The following is a 25,067-nucleotide window of genomic DNA, read 5'->3' as shown; positions in this document are numbered from 1 at the left end:
CCCAAAACCCCACCGCCCCGGTGCCCCCCCCCGGACACGGCCAGGTGGCCCCAACGGATCCTGGGGTGGGTTAAACACCGCACATTCAACGTCCCTATTTCCACACACCCCTGAGTGACAGCACTTTATCACTCGCGACCCACACAGAACAGCCCATTCAGACATAAATCGGACGCTAAACTGCCTCGACCACTCACGATTCCCTTCACCGATACGGCCTGGTGGACCATGGCTCTCGCAGTATCTGAGGCCGACGAGCGAGCGACCTGGCTGTTCGATCGGTTGTTCATATGCTTGCCGAAGTCGCCGACCAGTCTGAAATCCCATTCAGCTCAGGGTCGCCTACGCGATATCGCGCATGACGACACGGCTAAAGGAAACCTTTGAGAAGAACTAAAGAGGCTCGGGCCGTGGCGGGCGATCACCTGAGTGTGGGCATGCCGAGGGGCCCGTCGCCGGTGGTGGTGGCGGGCTTCTCGGGTTCAGCGGCGTGGCTTCTGTAGTGGGTCGAGGTACTGCGGCGGAACGAACTCAGGCCTGCCGTCGGTGGCGAGGCGGACTGTCCAGCCGGATTGTCCGTGGATGACCATGTGGTGGTAGCGACACAGCAGACAGAGATTGCCGAGGTCGGTGTCACCGAGTGCACCCCACGGAAGAATATGGTGAGCCTCGCAGTGCTTGGGTTTCCGATGGCAGCCGGGGAAGACGCACCCGTGGTCGCGGAGGTTCAATGCCCGGCGTTGCGCGGGGGTGACGGTGCGGGCCGCCCGGCCGATGTCGAGGGGTTCACTTTCCGACCCGAGCACCGCGGGGATGATCTTCGCGTCGCAGGCCAGCATCCGGACGTGCCGGGCGGTGATCCGGGTGACTTCGTCGACGCACGCCATCCCCAGTCCCGAGGTGAGGGTGTCGAGGGGGACGGTGACCACGATGGTGGTCCGGTCCCCGGACAGGGTCGGAGCCTTGTCGTTGGTCATCGCGTAGTGGATCGCGTCGAACAACGCGTCACCGTGGCGCTCGCCGGGGGTGCGGGGGTCGCGGTTGCCGTCCTCATCGACCGGTCTTCGCTGCCCCCAGGTCTCGAACAGAGCGTTCACGCGAGCACCGAATTCCGGGTCGAGCAGCCCATGGAGCCGCCACCAGCCATCCTCACGTTCACGCACATGCACCTCGCGTGAGGGCGGTGGCAGATCCTCGTCTTTCGGCTCGTTCCCATCAGGATCGAGATGGGCCAGCAGCTCCGCGCCGATCCTGCCGATCTCGTGCGGGCCGGCACGGCGGGCCAGATTCACCAGGATCCGTTCCGCCCCCGACCGGTCCTCCTCCGACACATCCGCCGAGATCTTCTTCAGGAGCGCGAGGATCGGATCCAGCTGCTGATGGCCGAGGTCACCCTCGGCCGCGGCGGCACCTGCGATGGGGGCGAAGGCGGGTGCGGGGGTGCCGTCCAGATTCCGGCCCTCGTTCAGCGCCACCGCCCGCGCCACGGTCGCACCCGCCTCCTTGGGCGTGATCCGGGCAGTCTCGGCGAACCACCCCGCCGTCGAACCATGCCCGAACAGTTCCATCGGACCCCGGGATTCGATCTCCACCAGGAACTGCCCCACCTCCGCCAGCGCCTGCCGCGCCACCGACAACCGCTCGACCACACCATGCGCCAGCTCCCGCGCACCGGCACGCCACAACTCCCGCGGCGGCTCGAGGATTCGCTGACTGGACACCCTGCAAGAATACCGGAAATCGAACACATGTGCGAATGTGAACCAGTTTCCGAAAAGTGGATTGAAGATATTTCGCTTTGTGCCAGCGAGTTGTATTTGTCGTCGGTGAATCGCAACTGAGCCTTTCCAACCTCACTCTGAACAGGTTGGGAGGAGTGCTCATGGCGTTCCGGGACGATGCTCTGAGCGGAGCAGGCCGTAGACGAGCACGTCGACATACTCGCCGTGGTAGAAGGACCTGTCGCGCATGACCCCTTCCCGGCGGAATCCCAGGCGTTCGAGGGCTTTCTGCTCGCCGAGGTTGCCGCCATTGGTGAGGGCTTCGATTCTGTTCGCGGTCGTGCGGCCGAACAGGTAGTCCACGAGCAGCTGCTGCGCCATCGTGCCCACTCCCTGTCCGCGATGCTCGGGCAGCACCCCCACGCCGATCTCGTAGGTGACACCCGAGGGGAAGCCGCGGGGCTTCCAGGAGACGATGCCGATCACCGTGTCGTCGGCCCGCGCGATCGCGACCGCCGCGGACTCGGCGGAGATGTACCCGTCGATCTCCCATCGCTTGCGGCGTGCCCTCGGATCACCGAATCCGGGCCACTCGAACTCGCCGAGCGCATCGGGATCCGTGCAGAGGCGGTCGAGAAAGGCGAGGTCGGCCTCGGTGAACGCCCTCAAGTGGACGTCCGGGCGGTTCGCTGGAGTCATGAAGTCCAGTATGGCGCGCGTGCCTACTGGGGCGGCGGATCACCGGCCTGGCACCGGCCCAGAAAGACCGTGAAGGGCGCTTTCCCCGCATCGCAAGACAGCGAAAGCGCCCTTCACAGCGTCCGATGCGGGGAAAGTCCCCGTCAGCCCTCGGAACTCGACATCGCCCGGCTGATCAGGTCCCCCACATCCAGATCGTCGATGGACTCGACAGCGGGCTCCACGACAGACGAAGGCACCTCTTCGGCCAGCTTCACCAGAGCCTCCAGCACGCCCAGTTCCCGGAACCGGTCGAGCGACGCGCCGGCCAGGGCCCGCCGCAGCCGCGCCTCGTCCGGCACCGCCACTTCGGGGAACAGCAGCGTGCCGAGGTGCGCCGCGAGCGCCGTCGGGGTCGGGTGGTCGAACACCACCGTCGCGCCCAACTGCCGCCCCGCCGCGGCCGCGAGCCGGTTACGCAGGTCGACCGAGGTCAGGGAGTCGAATCCGAGGTCGGTGAACGCGTGCTCCGGGTCCACCTCGCCCGCCGTGGCGAACCCGAGTACCTGCGCGGTGTGCGTCAAGACCAGGTCTTCCAGCGCGTCCGGTGTCAAAACAACAGACTCAGTGACCGGAGAAGCGGCACGTCGCACGGGCAGCCGGACGAGCCCCGTGAGCAGCGCGGGCAGCACGCCCGCGCGGGCCTGGTCCCGCAGCCCGGCCAGGTCGAGTTTGACCGGTACCGCGACCGGACCGGGCGCGACGTCGAACAGCACCGCGCCCTCCTCCGGACTCAGCGCACCGAAGCCGTCGCGTCGCATCCTGTCGATCAGGGCCTGGTCGAGGACACCGCCCATCCCCTCGGCGGCCCACATCCCGTAGGCGAGCGACCGCGCGGGCAGGCCGTCGGCGTGCCGTCGCTCGGCCAGCGCGTCGAGGTAGGCGTTGGCCGCGGCGTAGTTGCCCTGCCCCGGTCCGCCGAGCACGCCGGACACCGACGAGATCAGCACGAACTCGGTCAGCGGCCGGTCGAGGGTCAGTTCGTGCAGGTGACGGGCACCGTCCGCCTTCGGGCCGAGGACGCGGTCCAGGCGTTCCGGGGTCAGCGCGGTGACGACGCCGTCGTCCAGCACACCGGCCGCGTGCACGACGCCCGACAGGCCGGGGATGCCGTCGAGCAGGGCGGCCACGGCGTCGCGGTCGGCGACGTCGCACGCTTCGACGCGCACCTCGGCGCCCAGCTCGCCGAGCCGCGCGGCCAGCGCACTGGCTCCGGGGGCGGCGAGGCCGCGACGGCTGGTGAGGACCAGGCTTTCGACGCCGTGTTCGGTGACGAGCCGTTCGGCCAGTTGAGCCCCGACACCACCGGTGCCGCCGGTGATCAGGACCGTGCCGGCGGACTCCCAGTCCGGTTTCGGACCGGGCTCGGCCCGGACCAGCCGCGGCACCTCGGCCCGGCCGTCCCGGACCCGGACCCGGGGTTCCCCGGTGGCCAGCGCGATGTCCACATCGGACACCTCGCCGTCGAGGATGACGAACCGGCCGGGGTTCTCCGCCTGCGCGGACCGCACAAGCCCGGCGGCGGCCGCGTCGTCGAGGCCGTCGCCGGTGACCACGACCAACCTTGATCCGGAGAACCGGGATTCGGTCAGGAAGCGTTGCAGAGCCGCGAGGACGGCGTGGATCCCTTCCGGGGGCATCGGCAGGACGACCACCGGCGGAACCGGCTCGGTCACCTCGTCCCACCGTGCCCACGGCACCGGCGTGGTGGGCACCGGCGTGGTGGGCACCGGCTCGGCCGCGATGTGCTCGACGCGGAACAGCGACCGGTCTTCCCCGGCCCGCAACTGTTCACCGGTGACCGCGCGGACGACCAGCGAACCGACCGAAAGCACCGGCGCTCCGGCGAGATCGGTCAGGTCGACGGCGACCTCGCCGGGTGCGAGGAACCGCAGCCGCGCCCGGACCGTGGTGGCGCCGGTCGCGTACAGGCTGACGTCGCTCCAGCTGAACGGCAACGCCCCCGATTCCTCGCCTTCGCCGAGGAACATGCCGTGCAGGGCGGCGTCGAACAGCGCGGGATGGATGCCGAAGCGGGCCGCGTCGTCGCGTGCTTCCTCCGGCAGCGAGATTTCGGCGTAGCGGTCCTCGCCGTGCCGCCAAGCCGCCCGCAGGCCCTGGAAGAGCGGGCCGTAGGCGAACCCGCGGTCGGCGAGGTCGTCGTAGAACGAGCCGAGATCGATCGGCTCGAGGCCGTCCGGCCACGCGAATCCCTTCACGGGCGGATTCGCCTCGGCCAGCAGGCCGAGTGCGTTGAGTTCCCAGTCCTCGCCGGGGATCCGCGAGTGGATGGTCACCGCGGCCGCGCCGCTGACCGCGACCTGGAGTTCGATCGGCCCGCTTTCGGGGATCACCACGGGCGCGTGCAGGGTCAGTTCGACCAGCCGCGGCCGCCCGGCCTCGTCACCGGCCCGGACGGCGAGTTCGGCCAGTGCCGCGCCCGGCAGCAGGACGGTGTCGTGCACGGTGTGCCCGGCGAGCCAGGGGTGCGTCGCGAGCGAAAGCCGTCCGGTGAGGACGGTGCCGTCACCCTCGGCGAGCGAGAGCCCGGCGGCGAGCAGCGGATGCCCCGGTGAGTCCAGCCCGGCCGACGAGAGATCCGCGACCGGAGCCGGGTCCAGCCAGAAATGCTTGCGCTGGAACGGATACGTCGGCAGATCGAGAGCACGTGCGCCGGGCAGGACGGCGTCCCAGCCGACCCGGGCACCCCGCACGTGCAGGGTGGCGAGCGCTGTCATCGCCGTGACCTCCTCGTCGTGCCCCTTGCGCAGCAGGGGAATGCCGTCGACGAGTGGTGAAAGCACCGCGTCCGGGCCGATTTCGAGGAACTTCGTGACTCCCTCGGCGCGCAGTGTCTCGACAGCGTCGGCGAACCGGACGGTGTCGCGTAGGTGCGTGATCCAGTACGCCGGGTCGGTCACGGGCGACAGCATCGGAACGCGCGGCTCCGAGAACGTCAATTCCCGCACGACCGCGGCGAACTCGTCCAGCATCGGCTCCATCAGCACCGAGTGGAACGCGTGCGAGACGTCCAGTCGCTTGGTCTTGCGGCCGCTGAACCGCCCGACGACAGCGAGCGTCGGCTCTTCGGCGCCGGACAACACCAACGAGGTCGGCCCGTTGACCGCCGCGAGAGAAACTCCGTCCGGCAACTCGCCGAGTTCGCCCTCGGAGGCCTGGACAGCGACCATCACGCCACCCTCGGGCAACGCCTGCATCAAGCGGCCACGCGCCACGACGAGCTTCGCCGCGTCCTCCAACGACAACACACCGGCGACGTGAGCCGCCGCGATCTCACCGATCGAATGCCCAGCCAAGAAATCAGGCCGCACACCCCAAGACTCCACCAACCGGAACAACGCCACCTCAAGCGCGAAAATAGCGGGCTGCGCGAACTCCGTCCGCGACAGATCACCGAACTCGGGCAGCAGCGCGGTCACCTCGTCATAAGCCGCCGCGAACACCGGGAACGCCCGATAAAGCCCGGCACCCATCCCGAGACGCTGCGAACCCTGACCGGTGAACAGGAACGCCAGCTTGCCCAGCTGCGCCTTGCCGGTGATTCCGCCACCTTCGGCGACAGCTTCGAGCCCGGCACGCAAACCGGCCGCGTCCGCCCCGACGACCGCGGCCCGGCGCTCGTGCGCGGTCCGTGTCGTGGCCAGGGAGTACGCGACGTCACGCGAGTCCGGAGTGTCCACAAGAGACAGAAGTGCGCGAGCGCGCTCGGCCAGTGCCTGATCGGTCTTCGCCGAAAGCACCCAAGGCACGACGCCGTGCGAGGCAGGCTCGGCGGGCACTTCGGCCGGGACCTGTTCCAGGACGACGTGCGCGTTGGTCCCGCTGATCCCGAACGACGACACCGCGGCACGGCGCGGCCTGCCCGAGCCGGGCCACTCGCGCGGCTCCGTGAGCAGTTCGATCGCGCCGGCGTCCCATTCGACCTCGGTCGACGGTTCCGCCGCGTGCAGGGTCCGGGGCAGGGTGCCCCGCCGCATCGCCTCGACCATCTTGATGATCCCGGCGACCCCCGCCGCGGCCTGCGTGTGGCCGAGGTTCGACTTGACCGAACCGAACCACAACGGCTCATCCCGCTCGGCACCGTAGGTCGCGATGAGCGCCTGCGCCTCGATCGGGTCACCCAGCCGCGTTCCCGTGCCGTGCGCTTCGACCGCGTCGATGTCCGAAGTGGACAGACCGGCGTCGGCGAGCGCCGCGCGGATCACGCGCTGCTGCGAGGGCCCGTTCGGCGCGGTGAGCCCGTTGGACGCGCCGTCCTGGTTGACCGCCGAGCCGCGGACCACGGCCAGCACCGGATGCCCGTTGCGGCGGGCGTCCGAAAGCCGCTCCAGCACGAGGATTCCGGCGCCCTCCGACCAGCCGGTTCCGTCGGCGTCGGCGGAGAACGACTTGCAGCGGCCGTCCGGGGAAAGCCCGCGCTGGCGGGAGAAGTCGAGGAACGTCTCCGGCGTCGCCATCACGGTGACCCCGCCGGCGAGCGCCATGTCGCACTCCCCCGCCCGCAGCGACCGGGCGGCCAGATGCAGGGCGACCAGCGAAGACGAACACGCCGTGTCGACCGACACCGCCGGCCCCTCCAGCCCGAGGGTGTACGCGACCCGCCCGGACAGCACGCTGGCCGACGTGCCCGTGCCCAGGAACCCGGCGACGCTGTCGGGGACGCTGGCCAGTTTCGCGGCGTAGTCGTAGTACATGATCCCGGCGAACACGCCGGTGGCGCTGCCCTTCAGCGAAGCCGGGTCGAGCCGGGCGCGTTCGAGGGCCTCCCAGCTGATTTCGAGCAGCAGACGCTGCTGCGGATCCATCGCGAGCGCTTCCCGGGGCGAGATCCCGAAGAACTCGGGGTCGAATTCGCCCGCGTCGTGCAGGAACCCGCCGTGCCGGGTGTAGGTCTTGCCGGGCAGGCCGGGCTCGGGGTCGTAGATGCCGTCGACGTCCCAGCCGCGCCCGCCGGGGAACGGCGAGATCGCGTCGGTGCCCGCGTCGACGAGGTCCCACAGATCCTCGGGCGACCGGACGCCGCCGGGATAGCGACAGCTCATCGCGACGATCGCGATCGGTTCGTCGACGGTGCCTCGGCGGGTCACCACCGGACGGGCCGGTTCCGGGGCGCCGAGCAGTTCGGCGCCGAGGAACGCGGCCACCGCCACCGGGCTCGGGTGGTCGAAGACGAGGGTCGCGGGCAGCCGCAAGCCGGTCTCGGCGCTGAGCTCGTTGCGCAGTTCGACCGACGTCAGCGAGTCGAAGCCCAGTTCGGTGAACGGTCGCGACGGCTCCACGGTCTCGGCGCCCGCCCTGCCGAGGACGGCGGCGACGCGGGCCCGGACCAGCTCGATCAGCAGGGCTTCCCTGTCTGCCCCGGACAGTCCAGCGAGCCGCCCCGCAAGGCCGGTATCGGTGCGGCGGGCGGCCTCGCGGCGCGTCCGGACGCGGACCAGACCGCGAAGCAGGGGCGGGACCCCGGCGTTCCGCACGACGGCGAGGTCGAGCCGCACCGGAACGAGGACGGCACCGCCATCCGCCACGGCGGCGTCGAACAGCGCGAGGCCTTCATCCGGTTCGAGAGCGCCGAAGCCGTCCTTGCCGATCCGGTCCCGGTCGGTGTCGCTGAGCGCGGCGCCCATCCCGTCGCGCCACAAGCCCCAGGCCAGCGACTGGGCGGGCTTCCCGTCGGCGCGACGCCGCCGCGCGAGGGCGTCGAGTTCGGCGTTGGCGGCGGAGTAGGCCGCCTGCCCCGGCGAGCCGAACACCCCGGCGATCGAAGAGAACAGGACGAAGAAGTCGAGGTCGCCGGTGAGTTCGTCGAGCACGTGGGCGGCGGTCGCCTTCGCCCGGAAGACGCCGTCGAGCCGCTCGGGCGTCAGCGACGTGACGACGCCGTCGTCGAGGACACCCGCCGCGTGGACGACGCCGGTGACCGGAGGATCGGCCCGGTCCAGGAGCTCGCGCACCTGGTCACGGTCGGCGACGTCGCAGGCTTCGATCCGGGCCCCGAGCTCTTCGGCGAGTTCCTTGGCGCCGGGCGCGGCCTCACCGCGACGGCTGACCAGCAGCAGATTCCGGACCCCGTGTTCGGCGACCAGATGCCGGGCGACACGGGCGCCGAGCCCGCCTGTTCCGCCGGTGATCAGCACGGTGCCGGAGGTGTCCAGTGTGGACCCGCCGGTTCCGGCCCTCGCCAGGCGTGGCGCGAACAGCGATCCCTCGGAGGCGCGCACTTCGGGTTCGCCGGTGGCCAGGGCGGCGTCGACGTCGGCATGACCGCCCCGGACCAGGACGATCCGGCCGGGATGCTCCGCCTGCGCTGCCCGGACCAGGCCCTCGACCGCGCCTTCGTGCCTGGTCAGCACCACCAGCGGATCAAGCTCGTCGGTGGCCAGGAAATCCTGCAGCGCGGCGAGGGTGGCGTCGAGCGAATCGGCTTCCAGTACCGCGGCGGGGGTGACGTCCGAGGAACCGGCGGGAAGTGGAACGTCCTCGACGCGATAGAGGCCGTCCTGCACCGAGGCCGTGGCCGTGACGGCGCGGACGCCGAGCCCGCCGACGGAGGCGACAGGGGCACCAGTCCCGTCGGCGAGAGCGAAAGCGAAGCCGTCGGCGACCGGCCGGGCGTGCACGCGGAGTTCGGTCGCTCCCCGGGCGTGCAGCACGACGTCGCGCCAAGCGAACGGAACCGAGCCCTGGTCCTCGCCCGGGACGGCGGTGGCCTGGAGGGCGGCGTCCAGCAAGGCCGGGTGCAGGCCGAATTTGGCGGCCTGTTCGGGCTCCGGCAAGGCGACCTCGGCGAAGATCTCGCCGCCGCGACGCCAGACCTTGCGCAAGCCCTGGAACATCGGCCCGTAGGCCAGTCCGGCGGCGGCGAGCCGGTCGTAGGCGTCTTCGAGACTCAAGGCTTCGGCGTTCTCCGGCGGCCACGGTGTGTCCATAGTGGACACCGGCGGGTTGCCGAGGAAGCCGGTGGCGTGGGTGATCCACGGGCGCTCGGGCAGTCGCGAGTGGATCGACACCGGGCGTCGGCCGTGCTCGTCGGCGGCACCCGCGACGACCTGGACCTCGGGCGCGGCACCGGGTTCGAGGACCAGCGGTTCCTGGAGGACGAGCTCTTCGACTCCCGGGCAACCGGCTTCGTCGCCCGCGCGCACGGCGAGCTCGGCGAACGCGGTGCCGGGGACGAGCACCCGGCCCGCGACGACGTGGTCGGCCAGCCACGGGTGCCGGTCGAGCGAAAGCCGCCCGGTGAGCAGGACACCGTCGTCAGCGGCGACGGACACCGCGGCGCCGAGCAGCGGATGATCGGCGGCGGCGAGCCCGGCGGCGGTGACGTCGGCGTCGCTTTCCTGGCCGAGCCAGAAGTACTCGTGCTGGAAGGCATACGTCGGCAGGTCGGTGAAGCTCCCGCTGCCACCGAGGTACGCGGTCCAGTCGACCGCGACACCGCGCGCGTGCAGCGCGCCGACCGCGGTGACCAGCTGCCGGGGTTCGTCGTGACCGCGGCGCAGGGCGGGGATTCCGCCGTCGACCAGCGCGCTGAGCACGGCATCCGGGCCGAGCTCGAAGAACTTCGTGACCCCGGCCGCCGTCAGGCGCTGCACCGCGTCGGAGAACCGCACGGTGTCGCGGACATGGGCGACCCAGTAGGCCGGGTCGGTCACGGGCGACGACATCGGGATGCGCGGCTCCGAGAACGTCAGTTCCCGCACCACCGCGGCGAAGTCGTCCAGCATCGGTTCCATCAGCACCGAGTGGAACGCGTGCGAAACGTCCAGACGCTTGGTCTTCCGGTCACTGAACCGCTCCAGGAAGGCGAGCGTCGGTTCCTCGGCGCCCGACAACACCACCGAAGAAGGCCCGTTCACGGCGGCAAGCGAAACGCCGTCCGGCAACTCGCCGAGTTCGCCCTCGGAGGCCTGGACAGCGACCATGACGCCACCCTCGGGCAACGCCTGCATCAACCGGCCACGCGCCGTCACCAGCTTCGCCGCGTCCCCCAACGAGAGAACACCCGCGACATGAGCCGCCGCGATCTCACCGATCGAATGCCCAGCCAGATAATCCGGCCGCACACCCCACGACTCCACCAACCGGAACAACGCCACCTCAAGCGCGAAGATCGCGGGCTGCGCGAACTCCGTCCGTGACAGATCCCCGATCTCCGGCAGCAGTGCGGAAACCTCGTCGTACGCGGCCGCGAAGACCGGAAACGCCTCATACAACGAGGCGCCCATGCCGACACGCTGCGAACCCTGACCGGTGAACAGGAACGCCAGTCCGCCCTCGGTGACCCGAGTCGCGGTCACGTCGGCCAGACCCGCCGAAAGGGATTCCCAGTCGGTGCCCGTGACGACAGCCCGGTACGGCAGCGCCGCGCGCGTGGTCAGCGTGTGGGCGACGTCGATCGGCTCAGCGGTTCCGGCGATCGACAACAGCCGGGACGCCTGCGCGATCAGCGCCGGTTCGGTGGCCGCGGACAACAGCAGCGGCACGACGGCGGGCGCGTCCCCGGCAACGGGGATCTCCGGGGCGGGGGCCTGTTCCAGCACGACGTGCGCGTTGGTCCCGCTGATCCCGAACGACGACACCGCCGCCGAGCGCGGACGCCCGGTCTCGGGCCACGGCGTGCGTTCGGTCAGCAGCGAGACCGGTCCGGCGGCCCAGTCGACCTCGCGGCTGGGCGTGCCGACGTTCAGGGTGGGCGGCAGGACACCGTGGCGCATCGCCTCGACCATCTTGATGATCCCGGCGACGCCGGCCGCGGCCTGCGCGTGCCCGAAGTTCGACTTGACCGAACCGAGGAACAACGGACGCTCGCGGTCACGGCCGTAGGTGGCCATCAGCGCTTCGGCCTCGATCGGATCGCCCAGCCTGGTCCCCGTGCCGTGCGCCTCGATGGCGTCGACGTCCGAAGTGGACAGTCGGGCGTCGGCGAGCGCGGCACGGATCACGCGTTGCTGCGACGGGCCGTTCGGCGCGGTGAGCCCGTTGGACGCGCCGTCGGAGTTCACCGCGGTTCCCCGCACCACGGCGAGGATCCGGTGTCCGTTGCGCTGGGCGTCGGACAGCTTCTCCAGCACGAGCATCCCGACACCCTCGGCCCACGCGGTGCCGTCGGCGTCGTCGGAGAAGGACTTGCAGCGGCCGTCGGGCGCCAGGCCTCGCTGGCGCGCGAAGTCGACAAAGATACCCGGCGATGCCATCAGATTGACGCCGCCGGCGAGGGCGAGAGTGCACTCCCCCGCGCGAAGCCCCCGCACCGCGGCGTGCACGGCGACCAGGGACGACGAGCACGCCGTGTCGATCGAGACCGCCGGGCCCTCCAGGCCGAGCTGGTACGCGATCCGTCCGGAGTGGACACTGCACGTGGTGCCGGTGAGCAGGTAGCCGTCCACCGTGTCGCCCGGGTTGTGCAGGCGCGGCCCGTATTCCTGCGCGGAAACGCCGACGTAGACACCGGTGGGGCTGCCGCGCAACGCGGCCGGGTCGAGGCCGGAGCGTTCGACGGCCTCCCAGCCGACCTCCAGCAGCAGCCGCTGCTGCGGCTCCATGGCCAGCGCCTCACGCGGCGAGATCCCGAAGAACTCGGCGTCGAACCCGGCCGCGCCGGGCAGGAAACCGCCGGTGCGCACGTAGGTTGTCCCGCGCCGGTCGGGGTCGTCGTCGAACAGGCCGGAGGTGTCCCAGCCACGGTCGGCGGGGAACTCGCCGATCCCGTCGCGGCCGGATTCGACCAGATCCCACAGCGCGGCGGGGGTGTCGGCCCCGCCGGGGAACCGGCAGGCCATGCCGACGATCGCGATCGGCTCGTGCCGTCCGTCCTCGGCGTCACGCAGCCGTTCCCGGGTCCGGTGCAGGTCCCCGGTCACACGCTTCAGCAGGTCGAGAAGCTTCTCTTGGTCCGCCATCACACCCTCGCTGGTCAGAAGATCTCGTCGGTGATGAAGCCGAAGACCTTGTCGACAGCGGCGTCGAAGAGCAGGTCGTCGAACTCGTCGTCCTTGTCTCCGGCCGCGTAGGACAGCAGCAGCTTCTTCAGCGGCTTGGCGACCTTCTTGCGGTCTTCGGGTTTCAGGTCGCCCAGGCGTTCGCTCAGCCGCTCGATGTCGGCGAGCACCTCGGCGACCGCTTTCTTGTCCGCCATCAGGAAATCCCCAATTCAGTGGCCAGGAAGTCGACGACTTCGTCCGCGGTCGCGTCCTCCAGCCGCCCGCCGACGTCGGTTCCCGTCGTGGTGAGGCCGTCGAGCAGCGCCCGGAGACGTCCGGTGACCGCTGTCCGGCCGTCGTCGTCGACCCCGGCCAGGCGCGCTTCGAGCGCGTCGAGTTCGGCCAGCACGGCGTCGGCCGCGCTGAGCGACGGCGGGGCCAGTTCGGCCAGCAGATGCGCGGCCAGCGAGGCGACGGTCGGATGGTCGAAGACGGCGGTGGCCGACAGCCGCAGCCCGGTGACGCCATTGATCCGGTTGCGGAGTTCGACCGACGTCAGCGAGTCGAATCCGAGGTCCTTGAAGGCGCGCGCCGGGTCGATCATGCCGCCCGCCTCGTGCCCGAGGACGGCGGCGGCGTTGTGCCGCACCAGATCGATCAGCAGCGCCGTGCGTTCTTCGTCGGGCAAAGCGGTAAGCCGTTCGGCGAGCCCTGCTCCACCGTTCGACGAGGGGCCCGCCGCGCGCCGGGTGGCGACCTTCGCGAGGCCACGCAGGACCGGCGCCACCTCGGTGGTCCGGGCGTGGGCGCGCAACGCCGCCCTGTCTACCTCGATCGGGAGGACGGCGGTGAACCCACCGTCGAGAGCGGCGTCGAACAGGGAAAGCCCGGTCTCCGCGGTCAGCGGCGGCAGACCTTCTCGGGCCATCCGGTCGACGTCGTGCTCGGCCAGCCCGCTACCCATTCCTTCCCGCCAGAGGCCCCACGCGAGCGAGACGGCGGGTAAGCCGCGTGCGCGACGCTGGACGGCGAGCGCGTCCAGGAACGTGTTCGCGGCGGCGTAGGAGGCCTGGCCGGCGGAGCCGACGATCCCGGACACCGAGGAGTAGAGCGCGAACAGCGCGAGGTCGTGGCCGAGGGTCAGCTCGTGCAGGTGCCAGGCCGCGTGCACCTTGGGGCGCAACACTTTCGCGAGCCTTTCGGGGGTCAGACCGGTCAGTACGCCGTCGTCGAGGACGCCCGCGGTGTGCACGACACCGGTCAGCTCGACACCGTCCAGCAGGTTCGCGAGCGCGTCGCGGTCGGCGACGTCGCAGGCCACGATCCGGACTTCGGCGCCCAGGCCGGTGAGCTCGTCGGCGAGTTCGCCCGCGCCCGGCGCGTCCGGACCGCGACGGCTGGTGAGCAGCAGCTTGCGGACTCCGTGCGTGGTCACGAGATGCTTCGCGACGAGCGCGCCGAGTCCGCCGGTGCCACCGGTGACGAGCACCGGCCGCTCCGGGTCGAGGGCTCGCGGCACCGTGAGCGCGACCTTGCCGATGTGCCGGGCCTGGCTGACGAACCGGAACGCGTCGGGCGCGTGCCGGACGTCCCAGGTCCGCACCGGCAGCGGCGTGAGCGCGCCTTTGTCGAACAGGGCGATGAGCTCGGCCCAGATCTCGGCGGTGCGCGTCTTCCCCGCTTCGATCAGGTCGAAGGCCTGGTAGGCGACGTTCTCGGGAGCGCGGACGTCGGTCTTCCCCATTTCGAGGAAGCGGCCGCCGGACGCGGTCGCGGCCAGGGAGGCGTCGACGAACTCGCCCGCGAGGGAGTTGAGCACGACGTCGACCCCGCGTCCGCCGGTGGCGGTCCGGAAGGCCTCGGCGAAGTCGAGGGTCCGAGAGGAGGCGATGTGGTCCGCCGTCAGTCCGGCGGTGCGCAGGACGTGCTGTTTGCCTTCGCTCGCGGTGCCGTACACCTCCGCGCCCAGGTGGCGCGCGAGCTGGGTCGCGGCCATCCCGACCCCGCCGGCGGCCGAGTGGATCAGGATCGACTCGCCTGCCTTGAGCCCGGCCAGGTCGACCAGCGCGTAGTAAGCGGTCAGGAAGACCAGCGGCACGGTCGCGGCCTGCTCGTCGGTCCAGGCGTCCGGGACCCGGGTGAGGAAGGGGCGCTCGCCGACGGCGACCGGGCCGATCCCGCCGTGCACCATGCCCATCACGCGGTCGCCCGGCGCCAGATCGGTCACCGCGGCGCCGGTGGCCAGCACGGTCCCGGCGACCTCGCAGCCCAGCGGCCCGGCCTCGCCCGGGTACATGCCCAGGACGTTCAGCACGTCGCGGAAGTTCAGCCCGGCCGCGCGTACGGCGATGCGGACGTCGTCCGGTCCGAGATCCGGCTCCTCGATCGGTGTCAGCGCGAGGTTTTCGACCGTGCCCTCGCCGGATTTGTCGAGCCGCCACGGTCCCTCGGGTGCCAGGAGGACGCCCGCGCCCGCCTCGGCGATCCGTGGGACGAGCGGAACGCCGTCGCGCACCGCGACCTGCGGTTCCCCGGTAGCCACGGCCATCGGCACGTCTTCGGCCTCGCCGTCGACGAGGACGAACCGGCCCTGGTGTTCGGCCTGCGCGCTGCGCACCAGACCCCAGATCGAGGCGGCGGCCGGATCGGTCGCGTCCGGTCCCGCCGCGTGTCGTGTGTGGACGACCAAAGTGGACTCGTCCCTGGCCAGCCAGTCCTGGAGCACTTCCAGCACCCGGGTGCCGAGCTCGTGCGTGGACGTGATCGGGTCGCCTTCCGGCAGCACCGACAGCACGGCGGGCTTGCCGGGGACGACCTCGGGATACGCGGTGCACGCCACCGGTTCCGCGGCCGCGACCGGCGTCCAGTCCACAGTGAACAGGCCGGTGGGAAGCTCACGTCCACGTGCGGCAGGGCGTCGGACGACCAGCGAGCCGACGCTCAGCACTTCGGCGCCGGACGGATCGACGGCGACCAGTGAAACGGTGTCCTCGGCGTGGAAGGTGATCCGCAGCCGCAACGCGGTCGCGCCGCTCGCCCGCAACCGGACGTCCGACCAGGAGAACGGCAGTCCTCCGGCGGTGTCCGCCGACTCGCGGAAGAACATCGCGTGCAGCCCGGCGTCCAGCAGAGCCGGATGGATGCCGAAGCCCCCGCCCTCGTCGGCGGAGAGCTCGACTTCGGCGTGGACGTCGTCGCCGTCGACCCACACCGATCGCAGGCCGCGGAACACACCCTCGTAGTCGAAGCCGGGCAGGTCGTCGTAAAAACCTTCCAGGGGCTGGGATTCTCCCGGAGGCGGCCACTGGACGGTCAGGGCGGCGGCATCGCTGTCAGGGACAAGCGTGCCGTTCGCGTGCCGCGTCCAGTCCTCGCCGCGCTCCGGTCGCGAGTGGACGGTGACCGCGCGGCGGCCGTCGTCGTCCGCGGCGGCCACCACGACCTGGACCTCGACCGGCGCCGAAAGCACGAGCGGCGCACCCAGGGTCAGTTCTTCGACGCGGCCGCAGCCGGTCTCGGCGCCCGCGTGCAAGGCCAGTTCGAGGAAACCCGTGCCGGGGAACAGAATGTCGTCGCCGACCCGGTGACCGCTCAGCCACGGCTGGTCGGTCGCCGAGAGCCGGGCGGTGAAGACCGTGTCGCCGCCGGGAACCGCGACCACCGCGCCGAGGAGCGGATGTTCGGCGCGACGCAGGCCGAGCCCGCGCGCGTTCCCGCCGGGGCCAGGAGTGAGCCAGTACCGCGACCGCTGGAACGGGTACGTCGGCAGGTCGATCCGGCGGCCGCCCGGGGCGAGCGCGGCGAAGTCGACGTCCACCCCGCGCACGTAAGCCGTGCCCAGCGCGGTCAGGATTTCGGGAACTTCAGGCCGGTCGCGGCGCAGCAGCGGGCGCGCCACGCCGTCGTCGACCAGCGACGACAGGACGCCGTCCGGGCCCAGTTCCAGGTAGGTGCCGCAGCCTGCGTCACGCAGGACGCGCAGCGCGTCGGCGAACCGGACGGTCGCTTCGACGTGCCCGATCCAGTACTCGGCCGAGTCGTGCCCGCCGATCTCGCCGGTGACCGTCGAGACGATCGGGAGGTTCGCGGGGTGGTAGTCGGCGAGCCTCGCGATCCGGGCGAAGTCGTCGAGCATGTCCCGCATCAGCGGCGAGTGGAAGGCGTGGCTGACGTTGAGCCATTTGACCTTGCCGTCGAAGCCCGCGATCGCCGCCTCCAGTGCGGCACGCGCGCCGGACAGCACGACGGCCTCCTCGGCGTTGACCGCCGCGATTCCGGCCTCACGCTCGTGCCCGAGCAGCAGCGCGCGAGCCGTTTCTTCGTTGGCGCGCATGGAAACCATCGCACCGCCGTCGGGAAGCTCGCGCATGAGCCTGCCGCGCGCGGTCACCAGCATCGCGGCGTCCGACAGCGACAGCACGCCCGCGACGTGCGCGGCCGCGAACTCCCCGACCGAATGCCCGCACAGATAAGCGGGGGCGACACCCCAGGACTCCAGCAGCCGGAACAGGGCGACCTCGACGGCGAACAGCGCGGGCTGCGCGTAATCGGTCCGGTCCAGCAGCGCCGGGTCCGCGCCGCCGAACACCACATCCCGCAGCGGCGGGTCGAGTTGCAGGTCCACGTGGGCGCAGACCTCGTCGAAAGCCTTGGCGTAGCCGTCGTACGCGTCGTAGAGCTCACGGCCCATCGCGATCCGCTGGGTGCCCTGTCCGGTGAAGAGGTACGCGAGGTCGCCGGGCTCCTGGAGAGGACCGCCCCGCAGGACGCGGTCGTCGAAAGCGGTCAAGGCGTCCGTCAGGCTCGCCGCGTCCGACGCGACGACGAAGGCGCGTTCGGCCAGCGTCGCGCGGGTTTTGGCCAGCGAAAAAGCGAGGTCCGTCGGATTGGCTTCGACGGTGGCGAGCTGGGCCGCGTGGGCGCGCAACGCGTCTGGATCGGCGGCCGAGAACGCGACGGCGACCGGTGAAGACGCCGGGGGCACGGGCTCCTCGGGAGCGGCGAGCGCCGGTTCTTCGAGGATCAGATGGGCGTTGGTACCGGAGATGCCGAACGACGAGACCGCGGCCCGGCGCGGTTCCTCGCCGCGAGGCCACTCCACCGGCTCGGCCAGCAGCGAGACCGCGCCGGACGACCAGTCGACCGCCGGGGTCGGCGTGTCGCCGTGCAGGGTACGCGGCAGCCGATCGTGTCGGAGCGCCATGATCATCTTGATCACCCCGGCCGCGCCCGCCGCGGCCTGTGCGTGCCCGATGTTGGCCTTCACCGAACCCAGCCACAGCGGCGTTTCCCGATTCTGGCCATAGGTCGAGAGCAGTGCTTGCGCCTCGATCGGGTCGCCGAGGGTGGTCCCGGTCCCGTGCGCCTCGACGGCGTCCACAGTGGACGCGCCGATTCCGGCGTCGGCCAGCGCCGCGCGGATCACCCGCTGCTGCGACGGGCCGTTCGGCGCGGTGAGCCCGTTCGAGGCGCCGTCGGAGTTCACCGCGCTGCCGCGGATCACCGCGAGAATCGGATGACCGTGGCGCTCGGCGTCGGAAAGCCTTTCCAGGACGAACATCCCGGCGCCTTCGGCCCACGCGGTGCCGTCCGCCGCGGCCGAGAACGGCTTGCAGCGCCCGTCCGGCGCCAGACCGCGCTGATGTGAGAAGGCCACGAACGGACCGGGCGTGCCGAGCACCGCCACCCCGCCCGCCAGCGCGAGGCCGCATTCACCGCTCCGCAGCGCACGGACCGCGAGATGGAGGGCGACCAGCGAACCGGAACAGGCGGTGTCGACGGTCAGTGCGGGCCCTTGCAGGCCCAGAATGTACGCGATCCGGCCGGAGACGACGCTCGGCGCGCTGCCGGTGAGCAGGAGGCCGTCGAGGCCTTCGGGCGCGTCGGCCAGGCGGGTGCCGTATTCCTGCGGCTCGACACCGACGAACACCCCCGTCCGGCTGCCGGTCAGGGTCCCGGCGTCGATCCCGGCGCGTTCCAGGGCCTCCCACGCCGTCTCCAGGGCCAGGCGCTGCTGCGGATCCATCGCGAGCGCCTCGCGCGGCGAGATCCCGAAGAACCCGGCGTCGAATTCGGCCGCGCCGGGCAGAAACCCGCCGTGGCGCACGTAGGTCCGGCCCGGCACTCCCGGCCGGGGGTCGTACAGGCCGTCGACGTCCCAGCCTCGGTCGCGGGGGAACTCCGTGACGACGTCCCGGCCTTCGTCCACCAGGGACCACAGGGCGGCGGGCGAATCCGCGCCACCGGGGAACCGGCAGCCGATGCCGACGATCACGATCGGCTCGCCGGAGGCCGCTTCGCCTTCCGCTGCGGCGGCGGACTCGGCTCCGAAGAGACACTCGTCGAGGAAGTCCGCCAGCGCCTCCGGCCCGGGATGGTCGTAGGCGAGGGTCACCGGCAGGTCGAGCCCGGTTTCGGCGCTCAGCCACGCGTGCAGCTTCACCGCCAGCAGGGAGTCGAACCCGAGGTCGGCGAAGGTGCGGCCGGCCGGGAGCGGCCCGTCCAGCACCGCCGACGTCGCCCGTCGCACCAGGCCCAGCAGCGTCCGGCGCCGTTCGGCGCGCGGCCTGCTTTCCAGCCGTCGCAGGGAATCCAGCTCGGTCATGCGCGCACTCGCCACCTCGGGTCGCCTGGCACAGGGAAGTCGCGGTCCAGCTAGCCACAGGGGCCGTCGCGGCCGGGACGGAACTGTTCCACCGCCGGGTAACCGCCCGCTCCCTGCCGGGTTTCCGGGTCGTGGACAAGCGGTGGAAAAGGTATCCAGCGCCCCTGATCGGAATCGTTAACGTGGCTTTCGGCGAACCGGATTTCACCGTTGAGACCCGTAGCCGCACGAGAACGCCGGCGTCCGCCGTGCCGGCCCGGGGTCGTCAGCGCGACGCCAGAACTAGTGCCGGAGGTAACGCCGATGACCATGTCTCCCGTCGAAGAACGCGTCCTGCCCCGCCAGCGGGCCGAGGCGGCGCCGCCGACGAGCATGCTGTGCCCCGATTTCCCGTTCGCCTACGACGACTGGATCCGCCATCCCGCCGGAATCGGCCGGGTACCGCGCCAAGCGCACGGCACCGAGGTCGCGGTGATCGGCGGCGGCCTGTCCGGGATGGTGGCCGCTTACGAGCTGATGAAGCTCGGCCTGAAGCCGGTGATCTACGAGGCCGAACAGCTGGGCGGCCGGATGCGCTCGGTGAGCCTGCCCGGCTACCCGGACGCCGTCGCCGAACTGGGCGCCATGCGCTTCCCGCCGTCCGCCGGGGCGCTCTTCCACTACATCGACAAGGTCGGGCTGGAAACGACGCCGTTCCCCAACCCGCTCTCCCCCGCGTCGCCGAGCACGGTGATCAACCTGCACGGCGAGAACCACTGGGCCCGCACGTCCGCCGACCTCCCGCCGGTGTACCGCGAGGTCAACGACGCCTGGACGAAGACGTTGCAGGAGCAGGCCGACATGTCGCTGATGGAGGACGCCATCCGGCGCCGCGACATCTCGACCATCAAGGCACTGTGGAACCACCTGGTCACCAAGTTCGACAACGTGTCGTTCTACGGCTTCCTGACCTCGTCCCCGCTGTTCTCCTCCTTCGAGCACCGCGAGATCTTCGGGCAGGTCGGCTTCGGCTGCGGCGGCTGGGACACCGACTTCCCCAACTCCGCGCTCGAGATCCTGCGGGTGATCTGCACCGACACCAGCGACGAGCACCACCGGATCATCGGCGGCTGCCAGCAGCTGCCGCTCGGCCTGTGGGCGGACGAGCCCGCCGACCTCGAATACTGGCCGTCCGGCACCTCGCTGAAGAGCCTGCACGGCGGCGAGCCGCGCCCGGCGGTCGTGCGGATCGACCGGACCGGCCGCGGGTTCACCATCGAGGACGCGAACCGCGACGTGCGCACCTACCCGGCCGCGATCTTCGCCGCGCAGAACTGGAACCTGCTCTCGGGGATGAAGAGCGACGACTCCCTGCTGCCGCAGCCGGTCTGGACCGCGCTGGAGCGCACGCACTACATGGGCGCGTCGAAGCTGTTCGTCATCACCGACCGGCCGTTCTGGCTCGACCAGGACCCGGCGACCGGGCGGGACGTGATGAGCACGACGCTCACCGACCGCATCCCGCGCGGGGTCTACCTGATCGACAACGGCCCCGACGAACCCGGCACGATGCTGCTCTCCTACACCTGGAACGACGACTCGCTGAAGGTCGCCTCGCTGACCCCGGACGAGCGGCTCGACGTGATGCTGGACGCGCTGGCCAAGATCTACCCGGGCGTCGACATCCGCTCGCACATGATCGGCCCGCCGATCGCGATCACCTGGGAGACGCAGCCGCATTTCAAGGGCGCCTTCAAATCCTGCCTGCCGGGCAGCTATCGCTATCAGCGGCGGCTGTTCACCCAGTTCATGCAACGCGGCGCCGCCGAGAACCACCGCGGCTTCTTCCTCGCCGGCGACGACGTCGCGTGGATCGCCGGTTTCTCCGAGAGCGCGGTCACCACCGCGCTGAACGCCGTGTGGGGCGTCGTCGAGCACCTGGGCGGCGGCACCCATCCGGACAACCCCGGTCCCGGCGACGTGTTCGACGAGATCGCCCCGGTGAGCCTGGATTGACAGCGGAAAGGACTTCCCCATGTTCGCGAAGATCTATTCCCCCGACGCGGTCACCGGCGGCGCGGCCTTCGAACAGCAGGCCCTCCGCGTCGCCGAAGTACTGCGGGACCGGGGCGTCGGCTCCGGTGACCGTGTCCTGCTCAAGGCCGACAACACGCTGGCCTATCTGACGATCCTCGTCGCGCTGATGCACGTCGGCGCGTCGGTGGTGCTCGTCGACCACATGGAACACGCAGATCGCACGGCCGAGACGATCGCCGGTTCGGGTGTCGTGCTGGCCGTCGTCGACGACGACGCGCCGATGCCGCCGGACGCGCCCGTGGCCTACACCTACGAGATCATGGTCGCCGCCGCCGACCGGACCCCGACCGATGTCCGCTTGCGGTTCGACGTCTGGGAAAAGCTGCCCGACAGTCTCGTCATGTGGTCGTCCGGTTCGACCGGTGTCCCCAAGGGAGTCGCGAAGAACGGCGCGCGGTTCCTGAAGAACCTGGAACGCAACGCGGATCTCGTCGGCCACGTCGCCGACGACGTCCTCCTGCCGCTGCTGCCGTTCAACCACCAGTACGGCCTGTCCATGGTGATGATCGCGTGGCTGCGGGACTGCTCGCTGGTGATCGCGCCGTACCGCCGTCCGGACCGGGCGCTGCGCCTGGCCGGACGCGCCGGGGCGACGGTCGTCGACGCGACGCCGTCCACCTATCGCAGCCTGTTCAACATCATCGGCAAACGTCCTGCCCTCAAAGCGGAATTCTCCCGCGTGCGCATGCTGTGCAGCGGCGCCGCCCCGCTCGAACCCGGGGTCGTCGACCAGTCGGAAGAGCTGTTCGGCATGCCGCTGCTCGACAGCTACGGCAGCACCGAGATGGGCAACGTCGCCTTCGCCAACATCGGGAATCCGCGCGGCTGCGGGCAGATCGTGGAGGGGCTGACGCTTCAGGTCCGCGCCGACGACGGCACCGTGCTGCCCCACGACGAGGTCGGCGAACTGTTCGTGCTCGACCCGGATCTCATGGAGGGCTACCTCGACGCCACCGGCCAGGTGCTGCCTGCCGACCGCGGCTGGTACGCCACCGGCGACCTCGGCAGGCTCGACGCGGACGGGAACCTGTTCGTCGTCGGGCGCAAACGGGCGGTGCACCGCAACGGGCACACCCTGCACCCCGAGGTGATCGAGCATCGCTTGGCCGCCGACGGCTGCTCCGCGAAGATCGTCGCGCTCCCCGACCAGCGTCGCGGATCGAGCCTGGTGTTCGTCGTCGAGGACGACGCACAACGGGACTCGCGTTATTGGCGTGACCGGATCTGCGGTGTGCTGCCGCCCGCCGAGCAGCCGAACCGAGTCCTCGTCACCGATCAGTTCCCGTTGAACCGCAACGGGAAACCGGACCGGAAGCGGCTGGAGCAGTTCGCCGCCGCCGAACAACTCTGATCCCCACCACGAAACTGGGTGCGCACTGTGGGAAATTCCACCGATGCCGTCCTCTTTCCCGGCATGGGCCCGGCCCGTGCTGCGGAACTGGGCCGGTTCCTCGTCATCGATCCCCTGGCCCGGCGCCTGCTCGGCGTGGCAGAGCACGCGCTCGGGCGCTCCCTGCTGGATCCGCTCGCCAGAGCGGACGAGGAGTACAACGAGCACACCCAGATCGCGTTCGTGCTCGCGTCGCTGGCGCTGGCCGAACGCGCGGAGCGGGAGCACGGGCTGGTGCCGGTCGCGGTCGGCGGCGCCAGTTTCGGTGAACGCGCCGCCGTGGTCCGCGCCGGTGCCCTTCCCGTGCCGGATCTCGTCCGGCTCGTCGACGCCGTCGCTCGCCGGGAACGGGAGTACTTCGAGACGTCGCACCAGGATCTCGTCAGCCAGTTCATCGTGCGTACACCGGAACCGGCGCTCGGCGAGATCCTCGACGGGATCGGCCACGAGTTGTCCGGCCGGTTCGACGACGAGGTCCATCTGGTGACCCTGCGCGAGTCCGAATTGGACGAATTCGTCCGGCGGGTGCGGGCGGCGGGCGGGTACGCGCTCACGACCATGCGTCCCGCGGCCCACGCGCGGATGCTCGGCGGCCTGCGCGACAGGCTGGCGGAAGAGGTCTTCGGCGGGTTCGGATTCGCGGATCCGGTCCTGCCGATCGTGTCCGATCAGGACGGAGAGCCGATCCGGACCGGCGACGAGGCCGCGTCGCTCCTGCTGGAGTCGACGGTCAACGCGGTGCGGCTGCCGGGGCTGGTCCACCGGTTCGCCGGGCTCGGCGTCGGCCGGGTCCTCGTCGCCGGCCCGGACCACCTGCTGCACCGGCTGCCCGGGCTGACGTCGGCGTTCACCCTGCTGCGCGCCGACCTCAAGGACACCTGGAAACCGAAACCCCGGCCCCGGCTGCCCGAGGCGGTGGCCGCATGAGCAAGGCACGCGACATCGCGACGATCATGGTGTCCTGCCTGGCGCAGCTGATGGTCGCGATCGACATGACCGTGCTGCATCTGGCGGTCCCCGCGCTGACCACCCAGCTCGGCGCGTCGGCCGAGGAACTGCTGTGGATCGCGGACGTCTACGGCTTCGCCATGGGCGGCCTGCTGGTGACGATGGGCAACCTCGGCGACCGGTTCGGCAGGCGGCGGGTGCTGCTGATCGGGGTGACCGCGTTCGCACTGGGCTCGTTGGTGGCCGCCTACGCCCCGAGCTCCGAGACGCTCATCGCGGCCCGCGCGCTGCTGGGAATCGCGGGCGCCGCCGTGCTGCCCTCGACGACTTCGTTGCTGCGCGCGGTTTTCACCACTCAACGAGCGCGGACGGCGGCGGTGGGGGTCACCGCCGGGGTGTCGGCCGCGGGTTTCGCGATCGGCCCGATCGTCGGCGGTGTCCTGTTGGAGCATTTCTGGTGGGGCTCGGTGTTCCTGGTCAACATCCCGGTGGCGCTGCTGATCCTCGGCGCCGCCCGGGTCGTGCCCGAATCGCGGTCCAGCGGCAAACTGCGGCTCGACCTGCCCAGTGTGCTGCTGTCCATCGTCGGCCTGGTCGCCGTGGTGTACGCGCTGAAGGGCGCTTTCTACGTCGGCCTGTGGTACCCGGAGGTGCTCGGCGCTTTCGCGGTCGGTGGCGCGTCGCTGTGGTGGTTCGCGCGGCGCCAGCGACGGCTCGATCAGCCGTTGATCGACCTGGATCTGTTCCGGCGCCGTGGATTCTCCGCCTCGGTCGGCTCGAATCTGGTGTCGGTGTTCACGATGTCGGCGTTCGCCCTGATCTCCAGTCAGTACTTCCAGCTCGTGCTGGGCTGGAGCCCGCTGCGCTCCGGGCTGGCGTTCGTGCCGGGCGCCATCGCGGCGCTCGTCGCGGGCGGTGTGCTGGCGGCCAAGGCGGTGCGCCGGTTCGGCCGGGCGCCGACGGTCTCGGGCGGGCTGGCGCTGGCGTCGGTCGGCTTCGGGCTGTTCGGTGCGATCAGCACGGAGTCGCCGTACCTGCTGGTGCTGGCCGCGCAGGTCGCGTTCGGGGCGGGCGCGGGACTCACCCTGACCGTCACCGGCGACACCATCCTCGGCACGGTCCCGCGAGACCGCGCCGGTGCCGCGTCGGCGATCTCCGCCACCGCGTACGAACTGGGCGGCTCGCTCGGCATCGCGGTGGTCGGCAGCGTGCTGTCGGCGGTCTACCACGCCGAACTGACCCTGCCCGCCGGCGTGCCGCCCGATCTGGCCGCCCAGGTGCGGGAGTCGTTCAGCGCCACCGCGGCGGTCGCGACCGGCCTGCCGGAACCGGTGGCGACGGCGGTCCGCACGGCGGCCGAGGAGTCGTTCGTCGGCGGCATCCGGACCAGCATGCTCGGCAGCGCGGCGGTGATGGTCGTCCTCGCGGTGGTGGCGCTGCGGAGCCTGCGCGGAGTCCCGAAGGTGATCGAGACGGACGTACCCCCTCAACCCGACCCGGTGGCCGAGAGCACCCGCGGTTAGGCGACTGTCGTACTCGCTCGCCTACGTGCCGGCTTCGGAGGTTGTTGTGAAAGCCACGTTCGCAACGTTGAAAGTTGCGAACGTGGCTTTCACAACCCCACCGCCGCGCCAGGCCGGGGTGGTCGT

Annotated in this window: 9 protein-coding genes; 4 read left to right on the top strand and 5 right to left on the bottom strand. The window is 70.9% G+C overall.

Annotated features, from left to right (window positions below; translation table 11 throughout):
• Positions 1-482 precede the first annotated feature (482 nt).
• The 5 genes from ACFWMR_RS11175 to ACFWMR_RS11155 form a co-directional block, all read right to left on the bottom strand.
• Positions 483-1,721, bottom strand: a complete 1,239-nt coding sequence (locus tag ACFWMR_RS11175) for an HNH endonuclease signature motif containing protein (RefSeq protein ID WP_378378259.1) — start codon at positions 1,719-1,721, stop codon at positions 483-485.
• A 159-nt stretch (positions 1,722-1,880) separates the two neighbouring features.
• On the bottom strand, positions 1,881-2,420 hold the full coding sequence (locus ACFWMR_RS11170; RefSeq protein WP_378378258.1) for a GNAT family N-acetyltransferase: 540 nt from the start codon (positions 2,418-2,420) through the stop codon (positions 1,881-1,883).
• 143 nt (positions 2,421-2,563) lie between these two features.
• A complete protein-coding gene (locus ACFWMR_RS11165) occupies positions 2,564-12,382 on the bottom strand; it encodes an SDR family NAD(P)-dependent oxidoreductase (RefSeq protein WP_449224323.1) in 9,819 nt (3,272 codons plus the stop codon).
• An 11-nt stretch (positions 12,383-12,393) separates the two neighbouring features.
• Positions 12,394-12,615, bottom strand: coding sequence for a hypothetical protein (locus ACFWMR_RS11160; RefSeq protein WP_093939382.1), 222 nt, complete (start codon positions 12,613-12,615; stop codon positions 12,394-12,396).
• Complete coding sequence (locus ACFWMR_RS11155) at positions 12,615-19,019, bottom strand: SDR family NAD(P)-dependent oxidoreductase (RefSeq protein ID WP_449224322.1); 6,405 nt, start codon at positions 19,017-19,019, stop codon at positions 12,615-12,617. The genes ACFWMR_RS11160 and ACFWMR_RS11155 overlap by 1 nt, the downstream gene beginning before the upstream one ends.
• Positions 19,020-19,307: 288 nt before the next feature.
• Here ACFWMR_RS11155 and ACFWMR_RS11150 point away from each other — a divergent pair, with 288 nt between their 5' ends.
• From ACFWMR_RS11150 to ACFWMR_RS11135, 4 genes are read left to right on the top strand one after another with little or no spacing between them, the layout of a single operon-like run.
• Positions 19,308-20,999 (top strand): flavin monoamine oxidase family protein, encoded by a 1,692-nt coding sequence (locus ACFWMR_RS11150; protein WP_378378255.1) that lies wholly within the window; start codon positions 19,308-19,310, stop codon positions 20,997-20,999.
• Positions 21,000-21,018: 19 nt separating this feature from the next.
• Positions 21,019-22,431: a class I adenylate-forming enzyme family protein gene (locus ACFWMR_RS11145; RefSeq protein ID WP_378378254.1), complete on the top strand. Its 1,413-nt coding sequence runs from the start codon at positions 21,019-21,021 to the stop codon at positions 22,429-22,431.
• A gap of 27 nt (positions 22,432-22,458) precedes the next feature.
• The gene (locus ACFWMR_RS11140; RefSeq protein ID WP_378378253.1) at positions 22,459-23,397 is read left to right on the top strand and encodes an ACP S-malonyltransferase; all 939 of its coding nucleotides are present in this window, start codon (positions 22,459-22,461) and stop codon (positions 23,395-23,397) included.
• Positions 23,394-24,941, top strand: a complete 1,548-nt coding sequence (locus tag ACFWMR_RS11135; protein ID WP_378378252.1) for an MFS transporter — start codon at positions 23,394-23,396, stop codon at positions 24,939-24,941. The genes ACFWMR_RS11140 and ACFWMR_RS11135 overlap by 4 nt, the downstream gene beginning before the upstream one ends.
• Positions 24,942-25,067 lie beyond the last annotated feature (126 nt).

Origin of the sequence: Amycolatopsis thailandensis (genome assembly GCF_042723255.1) — a bacterium.
Classification (GTDB): Bacteria; Actinomycetota; Actinomycetes; order Mycobacteriales; family Pseudonocardiaceae; genus Amycolatopsis; species Amycolatopsis thailandensis.
This window is presented reverse-complemented; position numbering and strand designations above follow the sequence as displayed.